We start from the raw sequence: 9334 nt of genomic DNA, 5'->3' as shown, positions 1-9334 counted from the left end.
GGTCCGCGACCAGGGGGCTCTTCGTTCGGCCCGCGCCGCCCCGTGTCGTCGGGGCTTTTTTGGTGAGGCGTGCTGGGAGGTGATTGGCGTGGTCGGTACGCTTGGCACACTATTTATGATGGGAGAAGCGGAGCAGGGCGGTCCGGCATAACGTGGCGACATGACGGAACGCCCCGACCCCGCACCCGTGCGCCAGCTCCGCCTCGTCGTCGAGGCGGAGGACTACGAGGCCGCGCTCACGTTCTTCCGCGACGTGCTGGGCCTCCCCCAGGAGGCCGCCTACAGCGGCACCGGCGGCGCCCAGGTGGCGATCCTCGACGCCGGGCGCGCCACCCTGGAGCTCGCGAACCCCGCGCAGAAGCGCATGATCGACGACGTCGAGGTGGGCAGGCAGGTCGCTCCCCCGCTGCGCGTCGCGTTCGAGGTGTCCGACACCGCAGCCGTCACGACGGACCTGGTCGCAGCCGGGGCTCGCCTGGTCGCCCCGCCCGTCCGCACCCCCTGGAGCTCGCTCAACGCGCGGCTCGAGGCGCCCGCCGGTCTGCAGATCACGGTCTTCCAGGAGCTCGACCCCGAGGTGCCCCGCTCCCCCGGCGACGCAGACCGCACGGCCTGAGCCCCGTCGTCGGGCCCCGCGGGACCTGCCGACGCGCTACTCCCCTGCCGACCCCTGGGCCGCGCCCAGGACCTCCGGGTCCGCGTGCCACGCCCGGCGGACCTGCTCGAAGCGCGTCGGCAGCGGCGGACGCACCCCGCCGTACCGCGCGTTGGTCCGCTGCACGAACCTGCGCCACGAGAGCACCAGGCCCTGCTTGGTGATGGGCAGACCGCTGGCCACCGTGACGCCGTTGTCGTGCGTGTGGTGAACGGTCAGGAGCAGTGCTCGCGGGATCGACCCCTCGAGCTCGGAGCAGAGGTCCTCCCGGACGTCCATCCAGCGGCGCAGGACCATGACGACCCCCGGTTCGAGGCGGTGCTCACGGACCGTGCGGTGCTTGCCGTGCTGCACGACGACGCGCCCCTCGCCCGCCTGGGCCCCCGCCGGGCCCAGGTCGAGAGAGTCGACCGTGCAGCGCAGCAGGTCCGAGTACCGGGCGCCCGTGGCGCGGGTCAGCCCGACGATCACGGCCAGGCGAACCATCTCCGGCTTGGTCGAGGCGTACATCGCGGCGACCGAGAGCTCCCGCCAGACCCACTCCGCCTCGTCGCGCGTCACGGGTGGACGCGGGTAGCGCGGCGCGAGGGCCGTCGCGGTCTCACCGCCCGGAGAGCCGGCGTCGGGCACGTGTGGCACGGGCGGGCTCGTCCCGTCCGTCGGGGCGTCCTGGGGTGAGTCGGCGTCGTCGGTGACCATGGAGCGAACCTACCCGCTTGGCACACTATTTTCCACGACCAGACACGGCGGGTCGCGCCGCACGTCGCCGCAGGCTCAGGCCTCCCGCAGCCGCCGCGTGAGGTCGTCGATCTCGCCCAGGACCTCGGTCGCAGCCCACACGCCGTGCCGCTGCGACGTCGAGATCCGCGAGAGGACCCCCGCGTCCGTGAGGCGGCCCAGCGCCTCGTAGGCCGCCGCCCCGGACGTCCCCGCGACCTGCCGCGCGAGGTCCCCGTCCAGCACGGGGTGGTCGAGGAGCGCATCGAGGATCGACGCCGCGGCCGACCCTGCGCGCGGGCGCACCTCGGACCGCCACAGCCCCGGGAGCTCGGCGAGGTTGTCCGCGGAGATCCGCGCCTCCTGCGCGGCCATCGACGCGCTGGTGGCGAGGTATCGCACGAACTGCGCCGCCCTCCCCTCGCGGTAGGCGTTGACGCGTGCGAAGTACTCCCCCGTGTCGGCGAGCATGGCCGAGGCGACGGGCACGACCAGCGTCGGCGCGAGCCCGCGGCGACGCCACACGGCCCCGATCAGGGCCCTGCCGATGCGGCCGTTGCCGTCGGTGAACGGGTGGACCGACTCGAACTGGGCGTGTGCGATCGCCGCCTGGGCCACGGCGGGGAGGTCGTCGCGCCGGAGGAACTCGACCAGGTCCTCCATGTACGCGGGCACGAGCTCGGGCGGCGGCGGGACGTGCACGGCTCCGCGGGGTGAGTAGTCGGACCCGCCGATCCAGTTCTGGACGGTCCGGAGGGTGCCCGCCACGGGACCGTCCAGGGGGTCGTCCTTGAGCAGCGTCCGGTGGGCCGCGAGGACGTCGTCGAGCTCGATCGCCCCTGCGGCGCCTGCCGCGTCGACCAGCCTCGACACCGCCCGCGCCGCCGCGACCGTGACCTGGGCGTCCTTGCTGGCCCGCATGCCGATCGTGGCCTTGGCCAGGTCGGCGAGGCTCGCGTCGTGACGCTCGATCCGCGACGACGCCACGGCCTCGGTCCGCAGCAGGAACGTGGCGAACGACGACAGGACCGGGCCGTGGACCGCGTCGAGGCGCGTGATGTCCACAGCGGCGCGCTCGATGCGGGCGGCGTCCTCGGCCGTCGGCACGTACGCGACCTCGGCGATCAGGGGCGGCAGCGAGACCGTGACCTCGCGCAGCATCCGGTCCTCGCGCGGACCTCGGGTCGCCGAGCGCCAGGGCCGCACCTCGCTCGTGTGGCGCGGCCAGTCCGGCCCGTCCGTCGTGCTGCTCGTGCTGGCCGAGGTCATCGACAACCTTTCCTTGGACACCCTTTGCTCAAGGTTATGCCCTCTAACCTTGACGTGGCGAGCCGGAAGTCCAGGTTGGCTAGGCTGGTCGGCGATGACCTCCCACCCGCGCTCCCCCGGCGCCGCCGACGGCGACCCGCCGCTCCCCTCGACGGTCGCGCGCCCCGTCGAGCACGAGCTCGTGGTCAAGAAGTCCCGGTTCATCACCCTCCTGCACCCCGTCACGACGGTCGCGGACGCCGAGGCCGTCATCGCACGCGTCCGCAAGGAGCACTGGGACGCCCGGCACCACTGCACGGCGCTCGTGGTGGGGACCCATGCCGACCAGCAGCGCTCGAGCGACGACGGCGAGCCCTCGGGCACAGCCGGCATCCCCATGCTCGAGGTCCTGCGGCACCGCCACGTGACCGACGTCGTCGCGGTCGTCACCCGCTACTTCGGCGGCGTCCTGCTCGGCGCCGGGGGCCTCGTCCGGGCCTACTCGAACGCCGTGAGCGAGACGCTCGACCTGGCCCCGGTCCTGCGCCGCGAGGTCATGGTCGAGGTCGCCGTCGAGGTCCCTCACGCGGAGGCCGGCCGGATCGGCAACGTGCTGCACGAGTGGTGCGCGACCCACGGCGCGGTGCTCGAGGGCACCGACTACGCCGCTCGTGCCACCTACCGCCTGCTCGTCCCGCCCCCGCAGCTCGTGCCGCTCGAGGCCGACCTCGCGTCGGCGTCGAGCGGCACGCTGTCACCGGCCGTGGGTGACCGCCGGATCGTCGACGTCCCCGCCTGAGCCAGGGCGCGGGCGAGGGCCCCTCCCCGGCCGCGCGACGCCGTCGGGCATCAGCAACCTGCCCGAGGGGACCACGTCCCTCTCAGGGCACCCTCGGCGCCCTCGTGGGGCCCGTCCCCGGACACCCGCGGCCCGTGGCGCTCGCCCCACGGCGTCGCGCGACGATCAGGAACCCGCGGCGATCCCCGCGGGCCCCACGCGCGCGCCGTCCGGGACGCTCGACGGCGTACCCGCGTCCTCCAGGACCGCATCTCCCTCGGCCACCACGTCTCGGCCGAACGACCAGTCGCCGTGCACCGTGAGGCTGTTCGCGCCGCGCAGCGACGGAATCCCCTGGGCGAACCGCGCGTCGAAGTCACCTACGAGCTTGTAGTACGCGCCGTCGAGGTCGATCAACGGCGCCTCGACCGTGGCCCTGAGCGTGAAGTCCTCGGCGAGCTCGTAGACGTCCGAGCGCAGCAGGAGCAGGTCGCTCGTCGCCTTGACGGGCAGGAACCGGCTGCGGTCGACCTCGATCACGGTCGATCCCTCGAAGACCTCGATCGCGGCCCCCATGGCCGACTCCATCTGGATCACGGGCGTCGACGACGGGTCGGTCGGGTCGACCGTCTTGGGGTTGACGATGAGGGGCAGCTCGAGGACTCCCCCGGTCCGCTCGAGCTCGGCCGCCAGCGCCCGCAGGTCGAGCCACAGGTTGTTGGTGTTGAAGAACTTGTGCCGCTCGATGTCCCCGGCGGCGGCCAGGTCCTCCTCGGGGGTCTGCGCGGTCTCGCGCAGCACCAGGCGGCTGTCCGAGCGCCGCACGACGACGTGGCCACCCTTGCGGTCCGCGGGCGTCCTCCGGGCCACCTCCGCCGCGAAAGGAGCGCCCGACGCCGCGAACCAGCCGGCCATGGCCGCGTCCGGAGATGCTCCGAGGTTGTCCGAGTTGGACACGCTCGCGTACAGGTAGCCGGCGTCGAGCAAGGTCTGGAGCGCCCCCGACGCCACGAGGGCCGTGTACAGGTCGCCGTGCCCGGGCGGGCACCACTCGAGGTCCGGGTCCGCCGGCCACTCGACCGGCTCGAGGTCGTCCCCGCGCAGCTTGGGCTCACGGTTCTGCAGGAAGTCCAGGGGCAGCCCGTCGACCGCGAGGTCGGGGTAGGCCGCGAGCGCCGCGAGGGTGTCGTCGCGGGTGCGGAAGCTGTTCATGAAGAGCAGTGGCAGCGGGGCGCCGGTGGCGGCGCGGGCGGCGCGGACCTGGCGGGCGATGATGTCGAGGAAGGTGAGGGGGGCGGCTTCGGGGCTGTCCGTGGTGCGCACGGTGAGGAGCGACTTGGCGCGGTCCATGCCCATGGAGGTGCCGAGTCCTCCGTTGAGCTTGATGAGGACGGTGCGGGAGAGCGCGTCGGCGCCGTGCTGGGGGGTGACGTCGAGCTCGTCGCGGTGGGTGACGTCGGTGAGGGGTTCGATGTCGGCTTCGGGGACGGTGCCGGTGGCGCCGTCCTGCAGGAGTGCGTAGAAGCGGCTGAAGACGTCGATCGCGGTGGGGTGGACCCCGGCGTCGGCCATCTTGTGCTGGGAGTGGGTGAGGCCCTGGCTGCTCATGGTGTCGATGCTAGGACCGGTGGGCGGGTTCGCGCCGGGTGGGCCGTGGTGTGCCGGTCACATGCGGGGTGCCGGGGGGCGGGGCTACTCGAAGCGGGAGGGGTCTCCTGCGCCGACGCGCACGACCTCGGCCGCGCCGGAGGAGAAGTCGACGACGGTGGTGGGTTCGGTGCCGCAGTCGCCGGAGTCGACGACGGCGTCGACCTGGTGGTCGAGGGCTTCCTTGATCTCCCACCCCTGGGTCATGGGCTCGTCCTCGCCGGGGAGCAGGAGGGTGCTGGACAGGAGGGGTTCGCCGAGGGCGCGCAGGATGGCCTGGGTCACGGCGTGGTCGGGGATGCGGACGCCGACGGTCTTCTTCTTGGGGTGCGCGAGGCGTCTGGGCACCTCGGAGGTCGCGGGCAGGATGAAGGTGTAGCTGCCGGGGGTGGAGGCCTTGATGGCGCGGAAGGCGGCGTTGTCGATCTTGACGAGCTGTCCGAGCTGTGCAAAGTCGGCGCACACGAGCGTGAAGTGGTGCTTGTCGCCGAGGTGGCGGATGTCGCGGATGCGCTGGGTGGCGCTGTGGGAGTCGAGCCGCGCGCCGAGGGCGTAGCAGGAGTCGGTGGGGTAGGCGATGAGGGCGTCGTCGCGCAGGAGCGTGACGATCTGGTCGATCGCGCGGGGCTGGGGGTCGACGGGGTGCACGTCGAAGTACTTCGCCATGGACCGAGCGTAGGCCAGCGCGGCTCGGCGTGCCGCGCGCCGGGGTGGGAGGAGAATCTGTGGGATGCGACTGGCTACCTTCAACATCCTGCACGGGCGGTCCACGGTCGACGACGTGGTGGACGTCGACCGGTTCGCGCGTGCGGTGGCGGACCTGGGTGCGGACGTGCTGGCGCTGCAGGAGGTGGATCGCAACCAGCGGCGTTCTGGGCACGTGGACCTGGCCGGGGTCGCGGCGGAGGCCATGGGCGCCGTCGACCACCGGTTCGCGGCGACGATCGACCGGCGGGGGGTCGGGGGGCGCGCGCAGTACGGTGTGGCGCTGCTCTCGCGCTTCCCCGTCCACGAGTGGCGGGTCCTGCCTCTCCCCCGTCGTCCGTGGTGGCGGCCGCTCCCGCGGGGGAACGACGTGCGGCGTCCACGGTGGCGCCTGGACGAGCCGCGGACGGCGTTGGCCGCGGTCGTGCTGTCGCCGCAGGGCCCGTTGACCGTGGTCGCGACGCACCTGAGCTTCCTGGACGGCTGGGGCGAGCGGCAGCTCGACCACGTGGCGGCGGGCCTCGCGGGCGCCCCGCGTCCCCTGGTGCTGCTGGGGGACATGAACCTGCGCTCGGAGATCCCGGCGGCCGTCACGGGGTGGAGCCCGCTGGTGGTGGCCCGGTCGTACCCGGTCGCGCACCCGACGCTGCAGATCGATCACGTCCTGGCCGACGGGGCGGTCCGTCCGACGTCACCGGGGCGGTCGGTCGACACGGGGCTCTCGGACCATCGGGCGCTCGTGGTGGACGTGGAGATCGAGCCTTTCGGCTGAGTCGGGGGGCAGGCCGCCCGTCGTTCGAACAGGAGTTCGACGGCGTCGGCACGCTCGCGGGCCATCGATAGAACACCTGTTCGAACCATGGTCGGAGATCCCCTCAGAACTGTCGAACAGGCGTTCGATTCCTTGCCCGCCCGTGGGGCGAGGGCACTTCTCCCCCGCTCAGAGCGCCTGCCCGTGCGTGATGCGCACGACGGGCAGGCGCAGCGCCCCGGGCGCCCCGGCGGGCACGGCCGGCCTGAGCGGCTCGACCGGTGCCACACGGCGATAGGTGCTGCCGAGCGGGGGACGCGGGTCGGTCTCCCCGCGGCGCGGCCACATCGCGACCGCGCGCTCTGCCTGGGCCGTGATGGTCAGCGAGGGGTTGACGCCGAGGTTCGCGCTCACCGCGGCCCCGTCCAGGACGTGCAGCCCCGGGTGGCCGAACACCCGTTGGTACGCGTCGATCACGCCGGTCCCGGGTGACTCGCCGATCGCGCACCCGCCCAGGAAGTGGGCCGTGAGCGGCATGCCGAACGGTTCGCCGATGCTGCCGCCGGGCGCTCCGCCCATGACCTGGGCCAGGCGCCTGGCGGCCTCGTGGGCCGCCGGGATCCATCCGGGGTTCGGTGCGCCGTGCCCCTGGCGCGAGGTCATCCGACGCCGGCCCGTCCACGTGCGCCGCGTGTACGTCGTGAGCGAGTTGTCGTGGCTCTGCATGACCAGGGCGATCACGGTGCGCTCGGACCACCCGCGCAGGTCGACCATGGCGGGCAGGCGTCGACGCTGGGCCCACAGCTCGCGCAACCAGGCACCGGGCGAGGGCGCGCTCCCGGGACGGGCTGCGTCGTCGGGCACGGGCCCCTCCCCCGGTGTGCGCGGGCCGCGAGCGCCGCGGGGCGTGACGAGGACGGTCTGCAGGAGCGCCATGGCGTTCGAGCCGCGCCCGTAGCGCACGGGTTCGACGTGCGTGTGGGTGTCGGGGTGGAACGAGGACGTGATCGCGACGCCGCGCGTGTAGTCGGGCACGGGCGCACCGGCGGGGCGCCGGTCGGCCGTGGCGCCCAGGAGGGCCTCGGAGTTGGTGCGGGTGAGCATGCCGAGGCGCTCGGACAGGTGGGGCAGGGTGCCTGCGTCGCGCTGGGCGTGCAGGAGCAGCTGGGTCCCGTGGGCGCCGGCGGCGAGGACGACCTGCCGGGCGGTCCACCGGGTGGGCCGGGAGAGCGGGCGGTCGGTACGCCGCGAGGTGACCTCGTAGCCCCCGTCCGGCAGCGGGGCGATGCGGGTCACGGTCGTCAGGGGGCGGATCCTCGCCCCCGCCTGCTCGGCGAGGTGCAGGTAGTTCTTGACGAGCGTGTTCTTGGCGCCGTGACGGCAGCCGGTCATGCACTGGCCGCACTCGAGGCACCCGCGCCGCTCGGGGCCGGCGCCGCCGAAGAACGGGTCGGGCACGGGCACGCCGGGGGCGCCGAACAGCACGCCCACGGGCGCGGGCGTGAAGGTGTCCCCGACGCCCATCTCGCGCGCGACCTGGCTCATGGCCTCGTCGGCGGGCGTGCTGCCCGCGTACGTGACGACGCCGAGCATGCGCCGGGCCTGGTCGTAGTAGGGCGCGAGCTCGGCCTTCCAGTCGGTCAGCTGGCCCCACGACGGGTCGGCGTAGAACGCGTCGAGCGGCTCGTAGAGCGTGTTGGCGTAGACGAGGGACCCTCCGCCGACCCCGGCACCGGCCAGGACGAGCACGTCCCGCAGGCGGTGCACGCGCTGGATGCCGAGGCACCCGAGCCGCGGGGCCCACAGGAAGTCGCGCAGGTGCCAGGAGGTCGCGGCGAAGTCCTCGTCGGCGAAGCGTCGCCCGGCCTCGAGGACCGCGACCCGGTATCCCTTCTCGGTCAGCCGCAGGGCCGCGACCGACCCGCCGAAGCCCGAGCCGACCACCAGCACGTCGACGTCGTGGGCGGTCGCCCGGCGCGGGTCCGGTGGGACGTCGTCGGTCATGCTCGTGGCCACCTCGTCGTTCGTGCGGGCGCCCCGTCGCGCCCGGCAGGTCCTCATCCTGCCACCAGCCCGGGGGGCGGGTGTCCGCACCCGCTGCGAGTCCGCGAGCGCCGACCTAGCGTGGGGCGGGACCGGCCCGACGCGCGACACGGGAGACGTCCCGGGAACAGTGCGGGGGGTCACGGGCGGCGAGCCCGTCTTCTGAGGCCGTAGCCCGCTCGGGCCGCAGCGGCGGTCTCGCACTAGCCTGGACGCGGGTCGAGAACAGGCTCGCACACACCGCAGGGGTCCTCGGAGGCCGACGATGCCCACGACCATCGCCCAGCTCATGTCCACGACGTTCTGCACGGTCGAGCAGAGCGCGAGCGTCGCGAGCGTCGCGCGCGCGATGATCGACGAGGACGCGGGCGACGCGGTCGTGCTCGACCACGGTGACGTGGTGGGCATCCTCACGGACCGCAGCATCGTGCGGGCCCTGGCGGCCGACGCCTCGCCCGACCACCCCGTGGGCGGGCTGTGCACCGAGGACCTCGTGGTCCTCAGCCCCCAGGACCCCGCCCGGGAGGCCGTGCGGATCATGGAGCGCCACGCCCTGCTGCGCCTGCCCGTGATGGTCGGGGCCGAGCTGGTGGGGATCGTGCGGCTCTCGGACCTCGTGACCGCGATCGAGCGCGGACTGGTCACCGTGACCGAGACGCAGGGCGCCGGGAGCCCACCGGGCGCGTGAGCCACGTCGCGCCGCGGCGCCCGCCGTCCGAGCCGTGCACCGGGACCCCGGCCCGGCGCGTAGCGTTGTCCCCGACAGGTGAAGGACCGGCGCGACCGTGCG

9 protein-coding genes are annotated in these 9334 nt (G+C 73.8%); 4 read left to right on the top strand and 5 right to left on the bottom strand.

Annotated features, from left to right (window positions below):
• The first annotated feature begins 160 nt into the window (after positions 1-160).
• Complete coding sequence (locus tag ACFWFR_RS03225) at positions 161-616, top strand: VOC family protein (protein ID WP_377621139.1); 456 nt, start codon at positions 161-163, stop codon at positions 614-616.
• Between the two features lie 36 nt (positions 617-652).
• On the opposite strand, the gene ACFWFR_RS03220 is transcribed toward ACFWFR_RS03225, so the two are convergent.
• On the bottom strand, positions 653-1354 hold the full coding sequence (locus ACFWFR_RS03220; protein WP_377621138.1) for a hypothetical protein: 702 nt from the start codon (positions 1352-1354) through the stop codon (positions 653-655).
• 75 nt (positions 1355-1429) lie between these two features.
• On the bottom strand, positions 1430-2641 hold the full coding sequence (locus ACFWFR_RS03215; protein ID WP_191802419.1) for a Fic family protein: 1212 nt from the start codon (positions 2639-2641) through the stop codon (positions 1430-1432).
• A gap of 94 nt (positions 2642-2735) precedes the next feature.
• On the opposite strand from ACFWFR_RS03215, the gene ACFWFR_RS03210 reads away from it, so the two are divergent.
• Positions 2736-3419 (top strand): YigZ family protein, encoded by a 684-nt coding sequence (locus ACFWFR_RS03210; RefSeq protein ID WP_377621136.1) that lies wholly within the window; start codon positions 2736-2738, stop codon positions 3417-3419.
• Positions 3420-3584: 165 nt separating this feature from the next.
• Here ACFWFR_RS03210 and ACFWFR_RS03205 read toward each other — a convergent pair whose 3' ends face one another.
• Together ACFWFR_RS03205 and ACFWFR_RS03200 are read right to left on the bottom strand one after the other, a co-directional pair.
• A complete protein-coding gene (locus ACFWFR_RS03205; RefSeq protein ID WP_377621135.1) occupies positions 3585-5006 on the bottom strand; it encodes a UTP--glucose-1-phosphate uridylyltransferase in 1422 nt (473 codons plus the stop codon).
• An 84-nt stretch (positions 5007-5090) separates the two neighbouring features.
• Complete coding sequence (locus tag ACFWFR_RS03200) at positions 5091-5711, bottom strand: L-threonylcarbamoyladenylate synthase (RefSeq protein ID WP_191802413.1); 621 nt, start codon at positions 5709-5711, stop codon at positions 5091-5093.
• A gap of 64 nt (positions 5712-5775) precedes the next feature.
• Between ACFWFR_RS03200 and ACFWFR_RS03195 the strand changes: the two genes are divergently transcribed.
• Positions 5776-6522 (top strand): endonuclease/exonuclease/phosphatase family protein, encoded by a 747-nt coding sequence (locus ACFWFR_RS03195; RefSeq protein ID WP_377621134.1) that lies wholly within the window; start codon positions 5776-5778, stop codon positions 6520-6522.
• 168 nt (positions 6523-6690) lie between these two features.
• Here ACFWFR_RS03195 and ACFWFR_RS03190 read toward each other — a convergent pair whose 3' ends face one another.
• Positions 6691-8505: an FAD-dependent oxidoreductase gene (locus ACFWFR_RS03190; protein ID WP_377621133.1), complete on the bottom strand. Its 1815-nt coding sequence runs from the start codon at positions 8503-8505 to the stop codon at positions 6691-6693.
• Positions 8506-8809: 304 nt separating this feature from the next.
• Here ACFWFR_RS03190 and ACFWFR_RS03185 point away from each other — a divergent pair, with 304 nt between their 5' ends.
• Positions 8810-9232, top strand: coding sequence for a cyclic nucleotide-binding/CBS domain-containing protein (locus ACFWFR_RS03185; RefSeq protein ID WP_377621131.1), 423 nt, complete (start codon positions 8810-8812; stop codon positions 9230-9232).
• Positions 9233-9334: the final 102 nt, after the last annotated feature.

The sequence above is a fragment of the Oerskovia sp. NPDC060287 genome, from assembly GCF_042726775.1.
GTDB lineage: Bacteria > Actinomycetota > Actinomycetes > Actinomycetales > Cellulomonadaceae > Oerskovia > Oerskovia merdavium.
Note: the sequence above shows the minus strand (reverse complement) of the source record. Positions and strands in the feature narration are given on the sequence as shown.